Genomic DNA, 21,957 nt, shown 5'->3' with positions numbered 1-21,957 from the left:
TTTATACACTAGCTTTTTAGTAGCGGAAAGCTTCCTACTGCAATTCCGTGCAGCCTACTGTTTCAATTGCCATTGCTTATACCACAGCGCTAAAGCGGTCCGTTCTTGCTCGGTCATACCGGTTTTATTCATAAAGGGCATATCTTTTGTTACCGAGGTACGTCTTACAATTTGAGGTGCGTAGCGCTCAATGTCTCGCCACGAGTCAAGAACCACACCCATTGGCGCAACTTTGAAGATATCATCCGTTGGGTTTCGGGAGTGGCAGCTCACACAATGTTTTTCTATTAACCCCTCGACTTGAGTATTGCTGATAAGCGTTTTTGTACCTACGGCTACAGCCTCACCCACATTCAGACCTACGCCTTTTTCACCGTTGCTTGCATCGGCAGCATTTGCATCTAAATTATCAGAGTGAGAGCCAGAGTTAGAGTCAGAGTGAGGAAGGACTTGGGAGAGTGTCGGGCTTTCTAGCGCGGCCGAATTTTGCGGCCAAGACACCCATAATGATATGGCCAGCATAGCAATTGCCCCAGAAACTAAAATACCAGGTTGTGTTTGGCCCTTGTGACGCAAATTGAAGAAGTGTCGAATCCACGCCGCAGCAGCCATAATGGCAATCAGTACCAAATAATTTTGAGGGTGTTGATACGTCATTGGGTAATGATTTGAAATCATGATAAAAAGAAGGGGTAGCGTAAAATAATTGTTGTGCAATGAACGAAGCTTGGCACTAGCGCCCCATTGTGGGTCTATGGATTGTTTAGCTGCCACCGCCGCCACCATTTTACGTTGATTGGGCATGATATTTAAAAAGACATTCCCAGCCATAATGGTGCCTATTAATGCACCAACATGGATAAATGCACCGCGCCCACTAAACCATTGCGTTGCAAAAAACGTGACTGCACAAATAAGCGCAATTAAGCAAATGCCAAAAGCGACTGGATAGTTTGCAAGTCGGCTTCTACAAGCAATTTCGTAAAGCGCTAACCCGCCAAAAATGAGGGCTAAACCTAACCCGATAGCTATATTAGGAGAAATAGCGTTTACGGTTGGGTCTATCAGATAGGCAGATGCGCCAAAATAGTAAACGATAATCAGTAGTGCAAAGCCCGAAAGCCACGTTGTATAAGCTTCCCACTTAAACCAATGAAGCGTTGTCGGCATCTGTTCAGGCCCATAGGCATATTTAGCCACCTCGTAGAAGCCGCCGCCATGAATGGCCCAAAGATCCCCTTTTATGCCTTTATCAACCTTCCACTGCGGGGGGGCTTTAAGGTTATTATCTAGCCAGATAAAATAGAACGAAGCACCAATCCAGGCGACTCCCGCAATAACGTGAAACCATCTAACAAACAAACTGAACCAGTCAAGCCATGGCATCTAAATTCTCCTTTTTGGAATAACAGCATTGGCCGCTAATCCATGTTTCTTCAATCATACGATCATCGCCTAAAATACTGAGCGCAAAAAAGACGTCTTTAAACAGAGCATCCTTATCGATACGCAGCGCAGTAAGCTCATCAAACCTGGGTTCAACAACGATGAAATCGGCAGCGGTGCCCGGGTTGAGGTTACCAATTTCGTCATCTAACTTGTGGGCCGCTGCCGCGCCTTGAGTCATTAGATAAAAGCCTTCGAGAGGGCTAATAGGAGCGTTGCGCAGTTGACTGACTTTGTAAGCATCACCATAGGTTTTAAACATATTGAATGTTGTTCCAGCGCCTACATCGGTGGCAAGAGCGACGTGAACATTACTCGCTCTAGCCTGTTCCATATTAAACAAACCACTGCCTAAAAATAAATTTGATGTAGGGCAGAAAGCAATGGTGGCCCTCGCTTCGCCTAATCGCTCCCATTCTTCTTGGTTAAGGTGAATTCCGTGCCCAAATACAGCGCGCTCGCGAACGAGGTTGTACTTATCATAAACATCCAGATAGCCATTAGCGCTCGGAAATAGAGATTTAACCCACGCAATTTCATCATGGTTTTCCGACAAATGAGTCTGAATAAACACATCAGTATATTGACTCGCTAATTCGCCAATAGCGGCAAGCTGTGCATCACTGCTCGTTGGTGCGAAGCGTGGAGTAAGTGCATATTTGTTGCGCCCTTTGTTGTGCCACTCATCAATTAAATCAGCGCTTTCTCGCTGGGCCAATGCTGGCGTATCTTGTAAGTTTGATGGGCAGTGTCTGTCCATACACACTTTGCCTGCAACAATAGCCATATTGATGTCACTTGCGGCGCGGAACAAGGCATGGCTACTCGACGCATGCACAGTGGTAAATACAAAACCGGTAGTGGTTCCATTTTTAAGAAGCTGGTTTAAAAATACTTTGGCTATATGAGCGGCATGCGCTTCATCCTCAAACGCCATCTCTGCAGGAAACGTATAGTTCTCTAGCCAGCTAAGCAGTTGGTCACCGTAATTAGCGATACTTTGAGTTTGAGGGTAGTGTAGATGACTGTCTATTAAACCCGGTAATATCCATTTGCCCGAATAATCTTTTATTACAGCATCGGGATAGCGCGTGTGCATTGACGAATAGTCACCCACGTCTTGAATGGTGTTGCCCTTAACTATTAATGCACCGTCAGTGAAAATCTCAACCTTCTCATCGAAATTCAATGTTGTAGTAGGGAAGTGTGCAATGCTTGCACGCAATAGCTGTGTTGCTTCTGCGTGCTTATTTTTTAATGGCATAAACGTTAGCTGCCTCTGTAGCTGCTGAAGCCAAAGGGCGATATAAGCAGCGGTACGTGGTAGTGGCCGCCGTTTTCCTCAAGCTCAAACGCAATATCAATATGAGGATAAAAGCTTTTGCTATGGTTATTTAAAAGGTATTCTTGGCAGTGAAAACGCAGGGTGTAAGTACCGGCTTCAAACCCCTTTGCTGAGTTTTCTGCCCAGCCGTTAAATCTGCCATCGTCGTTAGTTATTCCTTCAGCAGTGCTTCCGTCTGGATAAGTAAGCGTAAGCGCTATGCCTTTTGCAGGCCTTCCGTTTGTGGTATCGAGTACATGACTTGATAATGTGTTCATATTCGTGTCCTTAATATTGCGGCTAAAACAAAAATTTAACGCCACAACTTTCGATAATCTGTGATTCAAGTTGATAAAAAAGCGTTACGCTTGCATTTATAAAACAGTGATATAAGCACCTAATTACGAAAGCGCTTTGCGCAACCTTAACAGCGTGATTTTTAGCTGCTCACCCGCAGCAATTTTTATCTCTTCATCAGTGTTATTAACGATGCGAGATTGAAGTGCTGACAGCATGGTTTCTGCTGATAACCCTGTTGCACAAATGATAAAAATAAACTTATGCTTTAAAAGATATGCCATATTCATTTCGTGCAATTGCTTGAGAGTTTCCTCAGAAGCTTTTGACGTACCCGATTGCTCACCCGCTGCTATCGCCTTAGTATTGGCAAATTTTTCTCGTAAAGAATCTACATTGCCAATCATAGGGTGGGCTTTGAAGGCCTCTAAAATGTCTTCGTTTGTGCAGGTTTCCCAAACGTTTTCGGCTTCTTGTTCCAACGCTTCTAGGCTGGTGTAAGGGCGTGCGACTACCATTCCCTCTATCCAAGCCTGAGAGGCGCAGCACTGCTCAAACCACTGGGCAGCCATTTGAGCATCTAAATAGTTTAATTCATCAAGTGTCATGTTTTACTCGTCGTCATGCTTTACTCTGTTATCCTGGCGCTCACACCTTTCATCTTGAGATGGAGGTTTTTTATCTACTGGAATCGTCTTATTGTGCAGCATAGTAATGAGTTGCGCGCTAATAGAAACCGCCACCTCAATGGGCTGTTTGCCAGGTATTGTGGGGCTGCCTATTGGCGTGTGTAATCTTGCAAGCGCAGAATCGTCAAACCCACGATGAGTGAGCTTAGTGACAAATCGCTTCGCCTTGGTTTCAGAGCCGATTAAGCCAACAAAGGGCAGTGAGGCAAATTTAAGCGCCTGTTCGGTAATTCGAAAATCTAACTGGTGGTCGTGAGTAAGAATAACTAGCCAGCTACCCGGCGGCAATTGGCTCACCTCAGAATCTGGCTCTTCTTCTACAATCACCTTTACATTGTTCGGTACATCAGTGGGGAAAAGTGCTTCACGAGCGTCTATCCAGCTAATATTCACCGGCAGTTGCGCAATAATCGGGATCAGTGCTTTAGCGACATGACCTGCACCAAATACAGCAACATGCTGCTGGTGCACATTACACACATCGAATAATACCTTCACCGCGCCTCCACAGCATTGCCCTAACTTACTGCTTAACGGGTAGCTACAAAGTTCTGTATGCGGCTTTCCAGCAACAAGTAGCTCTCTTGCAGTGTGTATCGCGTGATGCTCTAAATGGCCGCCGCCGATAGTGTCGATACTTTCACAAGCGGTTACCACCATTTTACTGCCGCTTTCTCTCGGCGCAGAGCCTGCGACACTTACTACAGTAACTAATACATAGGCCTGGTTGCTTTGTTGGCAGTGTGCAATGCCCTCATGCCAAGTTTTTGAGCGCCATGACGGAGTATTCATGACACCTCCGGAGCCGAAAAAGCGTAACCGTATTTCGAGTGTGACGTTCTTGTTTCTGCTTCTGTGTGCATGGCGTCAGTGGTAGCAACAACTGCATTCAGCACTCTTTCCGGCGTGGCTGGCGTGTCCAGTTGCGGATCAATAGTGTAATTCGACAGACTTGAAATAGCGTCTTTTAGCGCGCACCACACAGATATTGCAAGCATAAACGGTGGCTCTCCTACTGCTTTGGAATGGTAAATACTGTCTTCGGCATTTTCCTTTCCAAACAGCTCAACATTAAAGTTAACGGGGGTGTCGCCAATAGCTGGGATCTTATAGGTAGCCATATTCTCACTGATCAGCTTGCCGCTATCATTCCATTTTAGGTCTTCGGTAGTTAGCCAGCCCATTCCCTGAATAAACGCCCCTTCAATTTGGCCAATATCTATAGCGGGGTTAAGGCTGTTACCAACATCGTGAATAATATCAACGCTATCTACCTTGTATTCACCAGTTAGGGTATCAATAGAGACTTCTGACATAGACACGCCATAAGCGAAGTAGAAAAACGGACGGCCTTCCCCCGTTTCGCGGTTATATGCGAGTTTCGGGGTTTTATAATAGCCGCTGGTAGACAGCGAGATACGCTCAAAATAGGCTGCTTGAACAAGTTCAGAGAACGCCATACTCTCGTCGTTTAAGCGCACAAGGCCATCTGTGAAGGTAACGTGATTTGCCAGCTCAGGTTTCCCAATTTTCGTGGCAAAGCAGGAAGCTAAACGAGTTTTCAATGTAATACAGGCATTTTGTACCGCTTTGCCGTTCATATCTGTACCGCTTGACGCCGCGGTAGGCGAGGTGTTCGGCACTTTGTCGGTACGCGTCGAGGTGACCTCAATCATTGATAAGTCTACCCCAAACTCGTTTGCTGCAATTTGGCCTATTTTCGTGTGTAGGCCTTGCCCCATTTCGGTTCCACCGTGGTTAACCTGAATGCTACCGTCGGTATAGATATGCACCAGAGCGCCAGCTTGATTAAGATGCTTTGAGGTAAATGAAATGCCAAACTTTACGGGAGTCAACGCCAGTCCTTTTTTAATAATAGGGCTGGTTTGGTTAAATGCTTTTATCGATTCTCGGCGTTGCCAATACTGGGCTTTTGTCTCAAGGGCTTCAATCATGTCTGGAAGTAAGTTGTGCTCTACCTCCATCCCGTAAGGTGTTTTTGTGCCAGTGGTTTTACCGTAAAGATTACGCTTTCTAACCGTTAAGGGATCTAACCCAGTATAACGCGCAATTTTATCAATCATAGCTTCTGCCATAATCATTCCCTGAGGGCCGCCGAAGCCTCTGTACGCGGTATGAGAAACCATGTTGGTTTGCAAGCGATGACCAACAATATCGCTGTCACCTAAAAAGTATCCGTTGTCCGCATGAAACATGGCTCTGTCTACAATAGCATCAGAAAGATCGGGTGAATGCCCACAAATACCATTAATTTCCATGCGAGTAGCGGTGATCTTGCCTTCAGCGTTAAAGGCCACATCAAAGGCATTACTGAAAGGATGGCGTTTTCCCGTTACGTGCATGTCGACAAAGCGGGGAAGTCGCAACTTCACCGCTTGTTGGTTTCTATGCGCAAGTAATGCAGCGATACAGGCCCATTGGGCTGCTTGCGTTTCTTTACCCCCAAAACCACCGCCCATTCGTCGCATGTCTACCAACACACGGTGTAAGCGCACATTTAATACCTCGGCCACCAACTTTTGTACTTCACTTGGGTGTTGGCTAGAGGTGTAGATATTCATTCGATCTTCTTCATCAGGTACAGCTAAACTTACCTGACCTTCAAGATACATATGTTCTTGCCCACCAATATTAAGTGAACCGCTTACCTTGTGCTCGGCGTTTTCAAGCTGGGTATCTGCGTCACCTTGTCCAAAGCGATGCATTGGTCTTACGAAAGCTTGTTGTTCATGTGCTTGCTTCGGCGTAAGGATAGCGTCTTCGCACTCAACTTCTATTTGGCCTTTAAGTGCGGCCTGTCGTGCTAAATGCGCTGATGATGCAAGAACGGCAAATACGGGTTGCCCAAAAAACTTTATTTCGCCGTCAGCAAGTAGTGGATCGCCTTTGAATACTGGCCCTATATCTTTGTGACCGGGCACATCATCAATAGTCACAACGTCAATGACGCCCTCACTGGCACACACAGCATCAAGATTAATTGCAAAAATGCGACCTCGCGCGCAGTCGCTAAGACCTACTGCTGCATGCAGTGTGCCTTGAGGCTCAGTTATATCGTCAACATAATTCGCAGCGCCTTGCACTTGGCGAATCGCGCTTTCATGTTTTTCAGAAGTGTGAACGCGCCCGGTAGATTTGTCTTGTGAAGATGGGGTTATGAGTTTACGCATGATTCACCACTCGTGTCGCGATGGTATTGTCTGTTTGATGTTCAAGCCAAAAGCGATGCCATAAATTGGCTAGAACCGTATTTCTATAGGCTGCTGTTGCTCGCACATCGTCAATAGGGGAAAAGGCTGTCGACAGTATTTTCTTGCCAGTTTCTAAACAGCCCTTGCTTGCAAAAGGTTCTCCAACAAGCCCGTCATTTAATGCCTGACAGCCTTGTGGTGTAGCCGCCACGCCACCGAAACCAGCACTTATTTTTTCAATAATTCCATCGCTAATGGTGACATTAAATACAGCACACACTGCAGAAATATCGTCCTCCGCGCGCTTAGATATTTTGTAAGCGGCAAGGCGTTGATTATCTGACAGAAACGGAATTTCGATATGGCTTATCCACTCGCCGGTATTAAGTGCGGTCTGTCTGTAGCCAACAAAAAACTCTGTGATAGGGATTCGACGTTTGTCTGCGCCATTATCTGCAATAACTACTGCATTAAGGGCTATTAAAGCAGGCGGCATATCGCCAATGGGCGAGGCGTTGGCAACGTTGCCCCCCATAGTTGCTTGATTTCTTATGGGAAGTGACGCAAAACGGGTAATCAATTCTGCCAGCTGTGGAAAGTGGGCTAACAGCTTAGGTGTGATATCCATAAACGGGTTAGCTGCACCAATAACGAGAGAATGCTGTGTTTCGGTGCAGCCTTTTAGCTCGTTAATATGAGACAAGCTTATAAGCTTATCGATATTTTTTAGCTGTTGAGTAAAACTTAGGCTTAAATCTGTACTGCCCGCCACAAGCTTAGCTTCTGGGTTTTCCCGAATGGCTTGAGCAAGCTCAACTCGGTTTTGCGGCATTAAGAGACTGGTGGTGCCTATCTCACTATCATCATTTAAGTCTTTCAATAACTCTAAGGTGCGTGACGCATTTTGTGTAAAGTGATCGTCAGCAGGCTGTTCACAGGCGGCCAGAGTGGCGTCGATAATGGGGCGATAGCCTGTGCAACGACACAAATTCCCAGATAATGCATAAAGCACATCATCTCTATTTGGCGCGCTGTTGGTGTGATAAAGCGCAAACATCGACATAATGAAGCCCGGAGTGCAAAAACCACATTGAGAGCCGTGGTTGTCTACAAGCGCTTGCTGAACAGGGTGAAGCTTTTTACCTGAACTTAAATGTTCAACCAAAATTAATTGCTTGCCGTGAACGGCGCTCATTACAGTGATGCAGCTATTAACCGTTCTGTAATGCAGCGACGTGTAATCAGCGTTAGGCTCAGCAATTACAACGGTACACGCACCGCAGTCGCCGGCAGCGCAGCCCTCTTTTGTTCCTGTCTGCTTTTTGTATTCACGTATGTATTGAAGAAGAGTGAGATCGGCCCTCGCATTATCTATTTCAACGTGCTCTTGATTAATGAGGAAGCGAATCATATACACACCCTTTCGTTTTTTTCATTTTGATATCCGCTAATATAGCTGGATTTTGAATATAAAAGTAGACCATGTGGTCAATTTTTTGCTTATAAAAAAAGCCAGTAGGTTACATGGCTGTTTTTTTGCGTTCTTAAACTCAGTTACTTATCTAAGATAAGCAACATTCATGCAAATTTGACAGCAATGGCAAAGGCTTTAGGAAAAAGCATATATTTTCCGAGCGCAGAAAAATTCATGCTAACGTAAATGGCCTAAAAAAGAATTTGCGCGTCACACTGGATTGGCACTAGAGTAGTGGCACATTTTGCAGGTTAACCGTGTGATAGCTGCGTTGTAACAGTGTTGTAAGCGAATATAAGAGAGCGTCTTACACGAATGCATTTAAAAGTTTATGCATATTATGATGTAAAGGAACGAACAAAAAATGATAAAGGCAAGAGGCTCCGAAATTGGTGTCGGGGCTGCAAATAGACGAAAAATAATTCAGGCTGCGGAAAAATGCTTTGCCCAATTTGGACTCAAAGGTACGGCAGTACAAAAAATAGCCGACGAGGCGGGCCTTCCGAAAACTAACGTACTCTACTATTTCAAATCGAAGCAAGAGCTTTATGTCGCGGTATTAGAAGAAACTCTATCGCTGTGGAACTCTCATTTTGATAAAGCAACGGTGGCTGATGATCCAGCTGATGTGCTAGCAACATATATCGCTGAAAAAATGGAAGTGTCTCGCATTCACCCTTTAGCATCTAAAATATTTGCGATGGAAATTATCAACGGTGCGCAAAATTTAAGTGGCTATTTTGATGAAGAGCACGGCCGCTGGATGGCTGGACGCGTTGCGCTGATCAACGCATGGATAAGTGAAGGTAAACTGCAGCCACTTAACCCTGAGTATCTACTTTATACTATTTGGGCAAGCACCCAGCACTATGCCGATTTCTCCGCGCAAATCACTCGCCTGCGCGGTAAAAAAATGACCAAGGCAGACTTTGAAGAAGCGACAAAAGAAGTTGTTAAGCTTGTATTGGGCGGCTGTGGTTTAGCGGTGCCATCGCAATTTATGGAGTAGGGAATGATAGATAAAAAGAGCGCTGCAAACTATCCTCGAGACCTACTGGGTTATGGCCAAAATGTGCCTCACGCCAACTGGCCTGGTAATGCCAAAATCGCACTTCAGTTTGTTATCAATTACGAAGAAGGTGGCGAGAACTGCGTACTGCACGGTGACGAGTCATCTGAAGTTTTTCTTTCTGAAATTATCGGTGCGCAGGCATATCAAGATCGTCATCTTAGTATGGAGTCGATATATGAGTACGGTAGCCGAGCCGGCTTCTGGCGTCTGCACCGCTTGTTTACTCAGCACCAAATACCAGTAACCGTTTTTGGTGTTACCATGGCAATGCAGCGACATCCTGAAGCGGTAGAAGCCATGCAAAGTGCTGGGTGGGAGATAGCCTGCCACGGTATGCGCTGGGTTCACTACCAACACATGGATGAGCAGCAAGAGCGCAAAGAAATTGATGACGCTATTGTGCTTCATGAGCAGTTAACGGGCAAAAAGCCCGTTGGATGGTATACCGGGCGCACAAGTCCCAATACGCTAAAACTTATTGCAGAGCGGGACGATATTCTTTACTGCGCAGACTCGTATGCCGATGACTTACCGTATTTTGATAACCATTACAACAAGCCCTTGCTTATGGTGCCGTACACTCTTGATACCAACGACATGCGGTTTGCTTCTCCTCAAGGATTTAACAGTGGCGACCAATTTTTTACCTATCTAAAAGATGCCTTTGATGTGTTGCTTGAAGAGGGAGAGGACTCGCCTAAAATGTTATCTATCGGTTTGCACAACAGAATCATCGGTCGTCCGGCGAGGTTGGCTGCTCTGAAGCGTTTTATCGAATACGTAAAATCTCACGATAAGGTGTGGTTCGCAACAAGAGAAGAGATTGCCCGACATTGGCTAAACGAGCATCCTGACAAAGGGGCCGACAACATTGATTAATGCTCAGTTTATGTAAACGAATAACTGTATAGGCTTTGCGTAAATAGGCTACTATTAAGCTAATTGGCTAAATGCTAAATAGCGTTTTGCTAGTAATAATTTGTAAATACAAAAAAGGATTTCAGCATGAAACTCAAAACAATCGCGATAATTGTGGGCGCATTAGCACTTACAGCATGCTCTAAACTTTCTAAAGAAAATTACGACAAGCTAGAAATGGGCATGTCACAAAATGAAGTAGAAAGCGTTCTTGGCGGTGCGGACAATTGCTCAAAAACAATGGGGACAATGGCCTGTACTTGGGGGAATGAAGAGTCTAAATACGTCAAAATTGTATTCATGGGCGATAAGGCTATTACATTTAACTACAGCGGTCTTTAACTTATCTTTCGATAACCTACTTTCAAGTCGCGGTGAGCTTAAAGCGCTAGGGCACCCTTCGCATTCACCGCGATTTTCCTAAGTCTTACTTCAAATCTAGAATATATCTGAGTATAAACACGCCAGCTAATATATAGGTTAGCCAAGTCACTTCTCGGAACTTCCCAGTACCGACTTTAATGCCCACATAGGTAATGAAACCAAGGGCTATGCCCTCACTAATGCTAAACGTCAGTGGCATGGCGATAAGGGCAACAGACGCGGTGGCTAAGGCGCCGAGGTCGTCAAAGTCAAGCTGACGAATAGACTCCATCATTAAAATACCTACCATTAACAGGGCTGGCGTAGTCGCCATTAGTGGTATTACTTTCATAAGTGGGGTGAGAAACAGCGATAATACGAAGCAGGCCGATACCACCACGGCGGTAAGCCCAGTACGTCCGCCAGCTGACACGCCTGTAGCAGACTCAACATAGCTTGTAACCGGAGACGTTCCCACCATAGCCCCTACAACACTTGCAGATGCATCTGCCGTCATTGCTGGCCCAATTTTAGGTAATCTTCCGTCTTCAGCGAGCAAATTTGCTTTTCTAGATACACCTATTAGCGTGCCAATGGTATCAAACATATTAACGAACATAAGTGCGAAAATAAGGTCCCAGGTTTGCGCGAAGTGTTCTATGGGATACCAAAGGTCCATGGCAAAAAAGGTGTTAGATATTGGCTCAGGCATACCCACAATTGCTTGCGGTGTTTGCGTTAATGTGCCCGAGTCTGTGGGAATAAACGCACCAATAACCGTAAGGGTGATAATAGAAATGAGAATGCCGCCGGTCACTTTTTTTATCATTAGCACAATAGTAAAAATTATACCTAAAAGTGCTAGCAGAACCGCGGGTTCTGAAAGGTCGCCTAATTGAACAAATGTAGCTGGATTATCAACAATAAGCTCAGCGTTTTTTAAGCCAATAAAGGCTATAAATAGGCCTATTCCACACTGCACGCCTATTTTTAGTGAGGGTGGGATAGACTCCGCAATTTTGGTTCTCACACCGGTTAACGACAAAATTAAAAACAGAATGCCGTTATAAAACACGATACCAAGTGCGGCTTCCCAGGGCACCTCTCTTCCTAAACAGATGGTAAACGCAAAAAATGCATTCAAACCCATGCCTGGTGCTAGGGCGATAGGGTAATTAGTCATAAGTGCCATTAGCAAAGTACCTAAACAGGCAGCAATGGCTGTTACGGTAATAAGGCCCTCAATAGGCATTCCGCTCAACCCTAAAATGCCAGGGTTGACTACTAAAATATACGACATAGCAGCAAAGGTAGTGAGGCCGGCAATGATTTCTGTTTTTACGGTGCTGCCGTGCTGCTGAAGTTTGAAAAGCCGCTCTATGAGGTTGTTGAACATCTAGTCATCTCTATGTGTTGAGTCAGTGATTCGTTTTAAAATAGGAGGTATCTTTCTTTTTTCGCTAACGTTGCAAGCGCAGACATTCGTTAATACGTTGTCTATCCATTATCTGTAATCGCAAAGCAAGGCTAATTTCTGAAAGTACCTGCGTTAGCCATAAGCAATTAACTGACCAAGTAGTCAACGTTTTGGCGCGTTTCATGCTACGCTTTCTCTTATTCAGTTGCTTAATGTACTTGCTGCATCGCTAAATTATCAAGCTGTCTGTAACACACCGAACCTGTTTTGGTCGCTACCGTTGATCTATAGGTGCGATCAAACGATACCTTTATAGCACTATTATGGCGCTGTGATTGCGTTGTGATGGCGCTATTGTGGTGCTATCACATGAAGCTGAGTTGCCTAACATTGTCTTACGGAAGGCATCTTTTTTCGGAGAAGCATTGTGTGAAACAGCGGCACGAAAAATAGCACTATGGAAAATATAGCGCCAATATTATTGATAAAACTGCATTTGTGGTTAAATAAGAATACGGAAAGACGCAGAAAATTATCTCCAAATTAAGAGTGTATGCACCAATGTGGTTGGCTTGCCTTTATTTGGTGCAAAAGTGAGGTGCCATGTCGCTAATCGAAACAATTAAAAATATACCGAAGGCCGAACTTCACCTTCATATTGAAGGTAGTTTAACGCCTGAACTTATGTGGCAGCTTTCAGAGAAACACAGCATAGCGCTTCCTTATAACAGTGTGGAAGAAATAGCAGATGCATATAATTTTTCAAATTTGCAAAGCTTTCTTGATCTCTATTACGCTGGCGCGGGCGTACTGATTAATGAAGATGACTTTTATCAGCTGATGTGGGCGTATCTCAGCCGCTGCTCTAATGAAAATATCGTTCATACTGAAATAATGTTCGACCCACAAACGCACACTGAGAGAGGCGTTGGTTTTGACGTTTTCATGCCTGGCTTTTTACGTGCTATTGAAGACGCAGAGCGAGAATATGGCATTTCTAGTTATCTAATTATGTCGTTTTTGCGTCATTTGCCCGAATCTGATGCTTTTGAAACACTGGCTCAAGCTCAGCCCTACGCTGACAAAATTCATGCGATAGGTTTAGACAGTTCTGAATTAGGTCACCCGCCGTCAAAGTTCCAGCGAGTCTTTAAAAAGGTGAAAGAGCAGGGCTTTAAAATAGTGGCCCACGCGGGTGAAGAGGGGCCGGCCTCTTACATTTGGGAAGCAATAAATCTGCTGGGTGTAGATAGAATTGACCATGGCGTGAGATGCCAGGAAGACCCGGCGCTCATGTCTTACTTAAAAGAAAAGCAAATACCGCTAACAGTTTGTCCACTCAGTAATTTGAAGCTTTGCGTTATTGACGATATGAAACAACATAATATCTTGTCACTTTTAGAGGAAGGGCTTTTAGTTACTGTTAACTCTGACGATCCAACTTACTTTGGCGGTTTTTTAAATGATAATTTTATCGCATTGAGCCATTCTCTAGACATGAACAAAGAGCATGTGAAAGCGTTGGCAATGAACAGTTTCAAAGCGAGCTTCTTACCACAGTCAAAAAAACAGGAGTACTGCAATCGAATTAGTGCAATGCTTTAATCCATACTTAAATGGTTTGTGTAAAGCTGCTTCAACGATAGGTGCAGGCAGTTAGTCTGCCTGTAACTACCTGCTTAGGTATTTAAGATGATTTGCTGAATAAGGCGCCCTCATTTTTTTACGCTCTTTTCCATATGACTAACAGTGGCTTCTATGACTGCATTGAGTTCAACAATTTCCTTGTTCACTTTATCCATTTGATTGCTTTTAGCGAGTAGCTCTATTTCAGAGGCTTTTTCTCTCACCGCGTCAGCGCCCACATCTCCCGACAAGCCCTTTAACGAGTGACTTTGAAGTTGAACTTCTTCCACGTTCATGGTTTGAACAGCGTTGGAAAGTTGTTGTTGTTTAAGGTGTATTTGATCAAGATACATACCCACAATTCGATTTAATAGGGTTTCATTTCCTCCTAGTCTTGTTAGGGCGGCTTCAACATTCCAAATGTCGTGCAATTGTGTGTTCTTATCTATAGACATAAACTACTCCTCAACTCGCAAAGATAGCGCCATTTAGCGCCAGTAAGCGCGCCACAGTGTTGTATTAGCTTTTTTTAAGTTCGTGTTCCATCAAATACTTAAGTGTGTCGCATGTCGCGATAGGTATTCGACAAATCACCCAACCATTAAGGTAAATGATGCGCATGACCTATTACAAGCTATACTAAAGTCTTATATAATCTCATCGTGGTGATGAAGTGTAATTAATCGGTTAGTTAATTCATGTATAGCAAGTTCCGGTGGTAATAAAGCCTTTATGGTCAAAGTAACGCGTAAACTTTTATAAGAATGAAGTAACACAGATGCTATTCACCATTCATGCTCCTTTTCAAAAGGCCATTCCTTAATTAAAGTCTTTATAAAAATATGTTAGAAAAAATCAAGTCGCTGTCACAGTGTAAAGTGCTAATTGTCGATGATGAGCATGCAAGTAGAATTCTGCTCGAGTCGGTACTAGAACCTCATGTAATTTGTGACACTGCAAGTAGCGGCAGGGACGCCATTAGAAAATGCCGTCTTGAGGTTCCAGATCTGGTTCTTCTGGATATGAATATGCCCGATAAAAATGGATTAGAAGTTTGTCAGGCGCTTCGCGTTTCTCCGGAAACAGCCAATATTCCTATTATTTTTATTACCGCCACTATGGATATACAGGTGGAAAATGCGTGTTGGGAAGTGGGCGCATCCGATTTTGTAATGAAGCCAATTAACGCTTCCACTCTCACTCATCGTATTAAAACACACTTAGAAAATAAGACGCGCTTTGAGTATTTGCAGGGTATGATTTATCACGACCAGTTAACTGGGCTCTACAATCGTACTTATCTGGCAAAAGAAACGCCTCAAACGTTAAAGCAGGTTGCCAGAGATAAAGGTAGTGTTGGTGCTATTTTAGTCGATATCGACTTTTTCAAACCATTCAACGACAACTACGGGCATTTAGAGGGTGATATTTGCTTGCAGCGCGTGGCCGAAATTATTGAAAATACAGTTAAGCGCCCGAAAGATGCCGTAATTCGTTTTGGTGGCGAAGAGTTTTTAGTGGTGTTGCCTTACTCAGATTGGGATGGCGCTAAAGTGGTGTCTCAAAATATTGTAAAAGCGGTATACGACGCCAATATTCTTCATCAATATGGTGCTGAAGGCCGAGTAACCATTAGCGCTGGCTACACAGCAAATGATGCACTGCATATTATTAGCAGCTCGCTCTCAGGTGTTATTAAAGAGGCTGATATAGCGCTTTTTGACGCAAAAGATAACGGTAAAAATCGCGCCTGCGGTTTTACTAAGCGCTAAGTGGTGATGACGCTTTTTTAAATCATTCCGGATAAAAAACATTCGCTTCTATCCTATTGTTTAATATCAAACATTTACTTTTTTAAGTAACCTATGTCGTATTAATCGTTGAATTAAAGCAGAGCTCGACACGCTTTAATTCAATACGCCTTTAAGATTTTGTTTTAGCAATTATTTTTCACCTAACACGGGAAGGTGTTTTGGGGCAACTTTTGGCATTGTCATCAGCGGAATGGGTGTTTAAAAGAGGTAGAAGGGATACTTAAATGATTTTTTATGACGAGCAGTCTAATTTAAATGCGGTGTTGGGTGAGCGGTTGCAAGGCACCTTTCATAACATTGTTAAAAGTGCTGCTAAAACAATGAGCGTTTTTCAATGTGTGCTCGTATGCCTGCACAAAGAGTCGGTAGAAGTTGTTGCTAAGGCTTCTTCAGCCCATGCTCCGTCATTTTCCGTCATTCCCTCATTCGCTGGGCATTTTTCTCTTGAGAGTAGTGCGGCTGAAAATAGCTTCATTGATAGCAGCGCCCTCATTGAGCAACATTTCCCTGAATCAAGTGCTTCAGCTTCTTCTGTGTTTAAAAAATGGTCGAAAACCTACTTTGGGGCCACTACCTTTTTACGTGGAAAAGCCCATCGACTTGAGGATAAATGCGTCTTCCTTGTTGCAATTAACGTAAACCCTGAACGCAAAGATGACGTTGATAAGTTGGGTTTACTCGATGAGTGGCTTGATACTGAGCTATCGAAATTTCAATTAGAGAAAGCCGAAAATAAGCAAAACACGCTGTATGAAAAGCTACAAAGTGTGGCCGACATTGGCACGTGGGAAGTTGAATTTGCCACCAATACCCTCACTTGGTCTTCGCAAACAAGAAAGATTCATGAGGTGGACAGTACCTTTAAGCCAACATTAGATTCGGCAATAAACTTCTACAAAGAGGGATTCGACAGAGATGAAATTGCCCGTATTGTTGCTAATACCATTGAAACTGGCGAGCCGTGGAGTTCAACTTTGCAACTTGTTTCGGCAAAGGGAAATATCGTTTGGATAGAAACCCACGGTATGGCTGAAATGCAAAACGGGAAGTGTTTGCGTTTATTTGGAACCTGTCAAAACGTAAACAAAGCCGTGAAACTGCGTATTGCTCTTGATGAGAAACGCCAGGAAGCCGAAGGTATTGCTGCCGAAAAAGGGGCCTTATTATCTCGGGTAAGTCATGAGTTGAAAACGCCGTTAAACGGTATAACAGGCATGTTAGAGGCAATTAAAGGAGAGAATGAAGAGGCTAGGCGAATTAAAAAAGCGGAGTTTGCCTTGCGCAGTGCAAAACGCCTCAGTGCATTGATTAATGATGTGGTCGATTACACTAGCATTATCAAGCGTGACTTTACCCTCGATATGGCTCCTTTTAACCTGAAACTTTTATTCGAAGATATCGTGAGCGTGCTCAAAATGCGCTGTGAAGATCAAAACAGTCGCTTAACTGCTTACTATGTTTTTGACTCTACTACTGTAATTCAGGGCGACGCTGCCAGGCTAGCACAGGTTATGAAAAATGTGGTGTCGTACCTTACTAAGTATTCGCAAGACAAAGAGATAGTGTTACATGTGGCTCTGAAGCAAAGAGAAAATGATGCCACACTTATGGCGTCAGTAAGTGGCAAAGAGGTAGTACTTGATGAAGACGCAGTTGCTCAATTATTCGAACCGCTTGCAGGTACAAGAGCTCAAGCCTCTGAAGAGCTCAACGACAATGGTTTAGCACTTACGGCGGCAAAACAACTTGTATCAAAAATGAAAGGGGAGCTTACGGTTAGCTCAAACGACGACCAAGGAACCTGTTTTGATATTGTCATCCCAGTAGAGTCGGTTAAGCAGTGTGATGGTTTAAATGAGGTAGTGTCTTTCACTCCTGAGCTATTAGAAGAAAAAATAAACATTCTTGTGGTCGACGATAACGACATAAATAGAATGGTACTTGAGTCTATGTTCGACGGATTACCGTTTACTGTAGATAGCGCTGAAAACGGCCAAATAGCAGTGGATAAGGCGCGCACAACATCTTACGACCTTATATTTATGGATTGTGCAATGCCTGTTTTAGACGGTATTGGGGCAACGAAAGTTATTCTTGCAGAAAAACTGCTTTCTGAAATTGGACGAATTGTCGCGGTAACGGCCAATACGTCAATAGAGGATAAAAAAGCCTGTTTGGGGGCTGGTATGTCGGGCTTTTTACCAAAACCTGTGGTGAAAAACGATGTACTTTCTCATGTTAAGCAAACGCTAGTGAGTAAGCTAACGTTTACTTGAGGAATGAATAGGAGGCTACCGTCACTACTCAAGTGACGGTGGTGTGTCTTTTACAGTATCCCAATGCTCAATAATGTAATTAGTGAACTGAACGCCAACAAGGTAGGCGCTTTCAATAGCGCTTCTCATAGCAGCATAGCCCTCACCAGAGCTCTCATTTTCTAAATTTTGCGCCGCAGAAAGGCCTGGAGGCTGCATAGTGAAGTTGCTTGCCGTGCGCAATATCACCATTCTGTTTTTATCTACTAAACCCGCATTGTGTAGGTAACTCATGCTCTGCAGTGTTGCAGAGTCTTCCATACCCGACGTCATGAAGTTGCCTTTAGAGCCGGTCCAATACGATACCCAGTTGTTTGCCCACTCGTTAAGTTTTTCGCCGTGCCAAAAGGTAGATGCAGAAAGGTGTGAGCCATAACTAACTGAAGGCTTTTTTAACGCATGTTCATAGCCTTGATACTTTGAGCGAAGGGTGTCCATAGCAGGAGTATTAGGCAGTTGTGTGTCTTTGGTTAAATCATATGCCCATTTTGCTAGTTGTTGATTAAGTACAAACACCTCGCCATTTGGGCTTTTTTGAGTGTTTACCTTGTCTGCATTGGCATAAGGGCTATGAGTAAATAGCGGAAAATACCCCGTATCCCAATCCTCGGGTATTTCTCGCGCGTCAATTTGATGGGCTAAATCGCCATCTACTACATAATCTGTCCACACCGCGCTGCCAATGGTGCTGTCGTAAGGATCTATGCCTGCAATGCCTGCTACAATCCAATAGGCCTGCGACAGATCGAAGCGGTTGTCTAAACCCAGCGCCATAATGGCTGCCGATGCTTTTGCTATTCCCATGCCCGTAACAATACCTATTATGCCTTTTTCTTCATTAGCAAAAATATCGTGGTGTCCGTGGGGCAATGGGTATCGAGTGTCCAGTGACTGTCGTTCACGCCAAAGTTGAAACTCTCCTGGTGTATCTTCGGTATCGTCACCAATTTCGAACATACTCACCACCACTACTTTTACCTTCATTTTGGTGAGTTGATTTGCTTTCTTGGAAAGATGCGTCTTTGTAAGTGAAGAGGTCTCGGTTGGTGAAGAAAGCTGCGTTTGTGCAGAAGATGGTTGTAACGAAGCACTAGTTAGATGGGCATTACTTGAAGAGTAAACAGCAAAAGAAGAAAAACTCAAGCTTAGTAAAAGTATTTTGGTTAGTGACGTTAACGGTTTGCAAAATATACGGAAATACATAAATGACTCCAAACAAAAAAGGTAAATCTAGCGAACCAGATTTACCTTTGATCTTAGCCTAAAGCTAGCGTAACACTAGCCTATCACTAGCCTAGAACTTGTACGCAAAGGTGGCGTTCCAGTGACGAGGTAACTCTGGTAATACAATTTGACTACCAAACAAGTCTGGGAAGTTAGCACGGAAATAACGCTCGTCGGTTAAGTTTTTAACCGTTACGTTGAACGACCAGTCTTCTGCCTGATAAGACAAACCGGCATTAACTAATGTGTACGCTGGCAGTGTTACCGCCGCAGAAAAGCCAGAAGCCACTTCTTCTACATCTACCACGCTCACGTTAGCAGCATACCCGTTTTGGAAGTCGTAGGTAGCAGTAAGGGTATAAATATTTTCAGGAATACCCGCTTTGCGACCGTCGGAGTTGGCAAATCCTTCACCAATCAAGTTAAGGCCAATGACGTTACCACCAAAAACCAATGACGGATCGGTAAGATTAACTAAATCTTCAGCGCCTAAAAATCCAAACTGGTTACCATTTTCCAGTGCGGTAAGGTTAATAACTTCAATGTTTGTGTAGCCTGCAGATACTACTAAGTTATCGTTTACTACCCAGCGAAGTTCAAATTCAATACCTTCGTTATTGGTGGTGTTGTTTGTTACCACGTTTTGAGTATTAAAGTCGGTACGCTCTTGTTCAAACGCCGATAGCGCGAAATATAAGGTGTCGTCTAATAGCGATCCCTTCACCCCGTATTCAATCAGTTCTGATGTATCAAAAGCACCGCTTGAACCTGGTTGGTTTAGCTGACCTACACCTATTTCAGCGCCCTGCCCAGCAACTAGCGTAGCTTGTTCTGCAGCGGTGAAGTAGGGGATAAGACCAAATTCAAATTCGTAAGAAATACTGGCATTCCAAGACCAACCATCAACAGTCTCCTCAGCATATACAGGCGTTTCATCACCTGTAGCGAAAAGTAATAAGTCGCTGCGCGAGGTACTTTCAATGTCAATAGTGTCGTAACGCACGCCAAGCACAAGATTTAAGCCCCAATCCCAAGTGAGATCGGTCATTGCTGCTATGCCTAAATCAAGATAATTACCCACATCGTAGTTATCGTAATTTTTACCCGAGCGGGTAGACAGCAGGCGGCGATCTAACGCAGAGGAAGGCATTGTGAGATCGCGACGGTTAAAGTATTCAAACGTAAAGTCATCGCCATGTTCAAAGTCTGTATAACGAATGGAAGGCGAGAATTGGAATTGTGCCAATAGGCTGTCTTTCTCATACTCTGTAGCGAAGATAAGTTTGTCTTCTACCACCCAACTTTCATGGAATTGAGAAAATCCGTATGCATTCTCGTTGATGTTGTCGTAATAATCGTAAAATAATTGGTTACGAATTTCCCAATCGTCAGCATAAAAAATAGTATCGAAATAAAGGGTTATAGCCTCATTACCTAGTTGGTCGTCAGGGGCAACAAGCACCTGATTGCCATTGAGTTTTGTGGTACCTACATTTTGAAGCTGCATTAACTCAGTGGCTTCATCGTCGGTAAACGCAGCGGCAGGAACGTAAAAGAAGCTATTGCCTGCAATATTCACGGCGCCATATTCTTCATGGCTAATCTGCCCATCACCGTCGGTGTCTAACGGTAATGCAGTCCCCGTAATATAAGTGCCGTCGTCAACTAAGTCCTGCGTCAAACGGTTCCAACCGGCAACTTGGTTACCGTCGAAATCATGGTACATACCGCCAAATTCAAAACGAAGGTTGTCGGTAACGTCAATGTTAAACGAGGCTTGTAGAATAGATTGGTCGGTTTGTGTATTGTCGTAGTAGCTGTCAGAGTTCTCCACCTCACCATAGAGGTAGTATCCCATCTCTTTTCCACCCACGCTGGCAGGGCCACCAACTTCAGCAGTAAGGATGCTTTTACTCCACGACCCTGTGGTGTAGGAAAGTGCACCTGTTGGAGACTCTAAGTATTGACCAGATGATGCACGTGCAGACTTTGGATTAAAGTTGAGGTAGCCACCAATTTTAGACGGGCCGTAAATAGGCGACGCTGGACCGCGAACAATATCTATACGGCTAGACGCGCCAATTGGTGTGGGGTAGTTGCCCGGGTTATCAAGTCTTTTTACACCTCTAAAGTAGTTTTCACCCGGCGTACCTCGCACATCAAGTGAGCCGGCAACACCGAAAAACGACTGTGTAAATGTACCTGGCGCGAAAGCCACTAATTCGTCAATATCCGTGACGTTAAAACGTTCCATTTGCTCTTGTGAAATAGTTGATGCCGAGCGGGGCGTCTCTAAAATTGATTTCCCAAACCCGAAAACTGACTCTACATCCTGTCCTGGCAAGCTGCCAAGAGAGCCCGTTACTTCAATTTTTTCTACATCTGCCTCTTTTGGTGTTTCTTCCTGTGCAAATGCACTGGCAGATATTGATGCCATAGTGCCGATACCTATGCCAATGGCAAGCGCCCGAGCAAGGGGGGATAAAGCGAACGTAGTGTGTTTCATGGCTTCCTCGTATTTTATATTTTTATTGCTCTATTGATGAGCATTTTCACGCAGTTCTTACTAACTTGTTTTATAGAGCAGAAAAAATGCCAATTTGTTGTCCAGTTGGTCTATTTTTTATTTTTCATAAGTGTTTGAAATTATTGATTTTAAATTGATTTTTAATTGACAGCTTTGTTACCTTGATGTTAATAAATTGTACTGCTAAATGACTTGCACCATTCCTGTGATTTATCGGCAAGCGTTGCACCAATAAATAC

Annotated in this window: 17 protein-coding genes; 6 read left to right on the top strand and 11 right to left on the bottom strand. The window is 44.0% G+C overall.

What is annotated here, in order from left to right; genetic code table 11:
- Positions 1 to 54: 54 nt before the first annotated feature.
- From CW735_RS12205 to xdhA, 7 genes are all read right to left on the bottom strand, one after another.
- Complete coding sequence (locus CW735_RS12205; protein ID WP_100972383.1) at positions 55 to 1,386, bottom strand: urate hydroxylase PuuD; 1,332 nt, start codon at positions 1,384 to 1,386, stop codon at positions 55 to 57.
- Positions 1,373 to 2,710 carry a guanine deaminase gene (gene guaD / locus CW735_RS12200; RefSeq protein ID WP_100972381.1) on the bottom strand — a complete coding sequence of 446 codons (1,338 nt, stop codon included), beginning with the start codon at positions 2,708 to 2,710 and terminating at the stop codon, positions 1,373 to 1,375. The genes CW735_RS12205 and guaD overlap by 14 nt, the downstream gene beginning before the upstream one ends.
- 5 nt (positions 2,711 to 2,715) lie before the next feature.
- On the bottom strand, positions 2,716 to 3,048 hold the full coding sequence (gene uraH, locus CW735_RS12195) for a hydroxyisourate hydrolase (protein WP_071979249.1): 333 nt from the start codon (positions 3,046 to 3,048) through the stop codon (positions 2,716 to 2,718).
- 123 nt (positions 3,049 to 3,171) lie between these two features.
- Positions 3,172 to 3,675, bottom strand: coding sequence for a 2-oxo-4-hydroxy-4-carboxy-5-ureidoimidazoline decarboxylase (gene uraD / locus CW735_RS12190; protein WP_071979248.1), 504 nt, complete (start codon positions 3,673 to 3,675; stop codon positions 3,172 to 3,174).
- 3 nt (positions 3,676 to 3,678) lie between these two features.
- Positions 3,679 to 4,548 carry a xanthine dehydrogenase accessory protein XdhC gene (gene xdhC / locus CW735_RS12185; RefSeq protein WP_071979247.1) on the bottom strand — a complete coding sequence of 290 codons (870 nt, stop codon included), beginning with the start codon at positions 4,546 to 4,548 and terminating at the stop codon, positions 3,679 to 3,681.
- Positions 4,545 to 6,947, bottom strand: a complete 2,403-nt coding sequence (xdhB, locus tag CW735_RS12180; RefSeq protein WP_100972379.1) for a xanthine dehydrogenase molybdopterin binding subunit — start codon at positions 6,945 to 6,947, stop codon at positions 4,545 to 4,547. Before xdhB ends, xdhC begins: the two co-directional genes overlap by 4 nt.
- Positions 6,940 to 8,379, bottom strand: coding sequence for a xanthine dehydrogenase small subunit (gene xdhA / locus CW735_RS12175; protein WP_071979246.1), 1,440 nt, complete (start codon positions 8,377 to 8,379; stop codon positions 6,940 to 6,942). Before xdhA ends, xdhB begins: the two co-directional genes overlap by 8 nt.
- A 427-nt stretch (positions 8,380 to 8,806) precedes the next feature.
- Between xdhA and CW735_RS12170 the strand changes: the two genes are divergently transcribed.
- From CW735_RS12170 to CW735_RS12160, 3 genes are all read left to right on the top strand, one after another.
- Positions 8,807 to 9,451, top strand: coding sequence for a TetR family transcriptional regulator C-terminal domain-containing protein (locus CW735_RS12170; RefSeq protein ID WP_071979245.1), 645 nt, complete (start codon positions 8,807 to 8,809; stop codon positions 9,449 to 9,451).
- Between the two features lie 3 nt (positions 9,452 to 9,454).
- Positions 9,455 to 10,393: an allantoinase PuuE gene (puuE, locus tag CW735_RS12165; protein ID WP_100972377.1), complete on the top strand. Its 939-nt coding sequence runs from the start codon at positions 9,455 to 9,457 to the stop codon at positions 10,391 to 10,393.
- 126 nt (positions 10,394 to 10,519) lie between these two features.
- Positions 10,520 to 10,774: a DUF3862 domain-containing protein gene (locus tag CW735_RS12160; protein WP_071979243.1), complete on the top strand. Its 255-nt coding sequence runs from the start codon at positions 10,520 to 10,522 to the stop codon at positions 10,772 to 10,774.
- Between the two features lie 85 nt (positions 10,775 to 10,859).
- Here the strand turns inward: CW735_RS12160 and CW735_RS12155 are convergent, their stop codons facing one another.
- Positions 10,860 to 12,191 (bottom strand): NCS2 family permease, encoded by a 1,332-nt coding sequence (locus CW735_RS12155; RefSeq protein WP_100972375.1) that lies wholly within the window; start codon positions 12,189 to 12,191, stop codon positions 10,860 to 10,862.
- 624 nt (positions 12,192 to 12,815) lie between these two features.
- Between CW735_RS12155 and CW735_RS12150 the strand changes: the two genes are divergently transcribed.
- Complete coding sequence (locus tag CW735_RS12150) at positions 12,816 to 13,817, top strand: adenosine deaminase (protein WP_100972373.1); 1,002 nt, start codon at positions 12,816 to 12,818, stop codon at positions 13,815 to 13,817.
- A 110-nt stretch (positions 13,818 to 13,927) separates the two neighbouring features.
- Here the strand turns inward: CW735_RS12150 and CW735_RS12145 are convergent, their stop codons facing one another.
- Entirely contained in the window at positions 13,928 to 14,293 is a 366-nt protein-coding gene (locus CW735_RS12145; RefSeq protein ID WP_100972371.1) for an Hpt domain-containing protein, read from the bottom strand.
- A gap of 387 nt (positions 14,294 to 14,680) precedes the next feature.
- Between CW735_RS12145 and CW735_RS12140 the strand changes: the two genes are divergently transcribed.
- Positions 14,681 to 15,610 (top strand): GGDEF domain-containing response regulator, encoded by a 930-nt coding sequence (locus CW735_RS12140; protein ID WP_100972369.1) that lies wholly within the window; start codon positions 14,681 to 14,683, stop codon positions 15,608 to 15,610.
- Positions 15,611 to 15,876: 266 nt separating this feature from the next.
- On the top strand, positions 15,877 to 17,928 hold the full coding sequence (locus tag CW735_RS12135; protein WP_100972367.1) for a response regulator: 2,052 nt from the start codon (positions 15,877 to 15,879) through the stop codon (positions 17,926 to 17,928).
- A 24-nt stretch (positions 17,929 to 17,952) separates the two neighbouring features.
- On the opposite strand, the gene CW735_RS12130 is transcribed toward CW735_RS12135, so the two are convergent.
- Together CW735_RS12130 and CW735_RS12125 are read right to left on the bottom strand one after the other, a co-directional pair.
- Positions 17,953 to 19,170 (bottom strand): purine nucleoside permease, encoded by a 1,218-nt coding sequence (locus tag CW735_RS12130; protein ID WP_232368278.1) that lies wholly within the window; start codon positions 19,168 to 19,170, stop codon positions 17,953 to 17,955.
- A 91-nt stretch (positions 19,171 to 19,261) separates the two neighbouring features.
- Positions 19,262 to 21,697 carry a TonB-dependent siderophore receptor gene (locus tag CW735_RS12125; RefSeq protein ID WP_100972365.1) on the bottom strand — a complete coding sequence of 812 codons (2,436 nt, stop codon included), beginning with the start codon at positions 21,695 to 21,697 and terminating at the stop codon, positions 19,262 to 19,264.
- Positions 21,698 to 21,957: the final 260 nt, after the last annotated feature.

This window comes from Alteromonas sp. MB-3u-76 (genome assembly GCF_002831605.1).
Taxonomy (GTDB): domain Bacteria; phylum Pseudomonadota; class Gammaproteobacteria; order Enterobacterales; family Alteromonadaceae; genus Alteromonas; species Alteromonas hispanica.
Note: the sequence above shows the minus strand (reverse complement) of the source record. Positions and strands in the feature narration are given on the sequence as shown.

Excerpts from the sequence above, each read along its gene's own strand:
- CW735_RS12205 (WP_100972383.1), bottom strand. The coding sequence starts at position 1,386 with ATGCCATGGCTTGACTGGTTCAGTTTGTTTGTTAGATGGTTTCACGTT.
- xdhC (WP_071979247.1), bottom strand. The coding sequence starts at position 4,548 with ATGAATACTCCGTCATGGCGCTCAAAAACTTGGCATGAGGGCATTGCA.
- CW735_RS12145 (WP_100972371.1), bottom strand. The coding sequence starts at position 14,293 with ATGTCTATAGATAAGAACACACAATTGCACGACATTTGGAATGTTGAA.
- xdhB (WP_100972379.1), bottom strand. The coding sequence starts at position 6,947 with ATGCGTAAACTCATAACCCCATCTTCACAAGACAAATCTACCGGGCGC.
- CW735_RS12130 (WP_232368278.1), bottom strand. The coding sequence starts at position 19,170 with ATGTATTTCCGTATATTTTGCAAACCGTTAACGTCACTAACCAAAATA.
- CW735_RS12140 (WP_100972369.1), top strand. The coding sequence starts at position 14,681 with ATGTTAGAAAAAATCAAGTCGCTGTCACAGTGTAAAGTGCTAATTGTC.
- uraH (WP_071979249.1), bottom strand. The coding sequence starts at position 3,048 with ATGAACACATTATCAAGTCATGTACTCGATACCACAAACGGAAGGCCT.
- CW735_RS12160 (WP_071979243.1), top strand. The coding sequence starts at position 10,520 with ATGAAACTCAAAACAATCGCGATAATTGTGGGCGCATTAGCACTTACA.
- uraD (WP_071979248.1), bottom strand. The coding sequence starts at position 3,675 with ATGACACTTGATGAATTAAACTATTTAGATGCTCAAATGGCTGCCCAG.
- puuE (WP_100972377.1), top strand. The coding sequence starts at position 9,455 with ATGATAGATAAAAAGAGCGCTGCAAACTATCCTCGAGACCTACTGGGT.
- guaD (WP_100972381.1), bottom strand. The coding sequence starts at position 2,710 with ATGCCATTAAAAAATAAGCACGCAGAAGCAACACAGCTATTGCGTGCA.
- CW735_RS12155 (WP_100972375.1), bottom strand. The coding sequence starts at position 12,191 with ATGTTCAACAACCTCATAGAGCGGCTTTTCAAACTTCAGCAGCACGGC.
- CW735_RS12135 (WP_100972367.1), top strand. The coding sequence starts at position 15,877 with ATGATTTTTTATGACGAGCAGTCTAATTTAAATGCGGTGTTGGGTGAG.
- xdhA (WP_071979246.1), bottom strand. The coding sequence starts at position 8,379 with ATGATTCGCTTCCTCATTAATCAAGAGCACGTTGAAATAGATAATGCG.
- CW735_RS12125 (WP_100972365.1), bottom strand. The coding sequence starts at position 21,697 with ATGAAACACACTACGTTCGCTTTATCCCCCCTTGCTCGGGCGCTTGCC.
- CW735_RS12150 (WP_100972373.1), top strand. The coding sequence starts at position 12,816 with ATGTCGCTAATCGAAACAATTAAAAATATACCGAAGGCCGAACTTCAC.
- CW735_RS12170 (WP_071979245.1), top strand. The coding sequence starts at position 8,807 with ATGATAAAGGCAAGAGGCTCCGAAATTGGTGTCGGGGCTGCAAATAGA.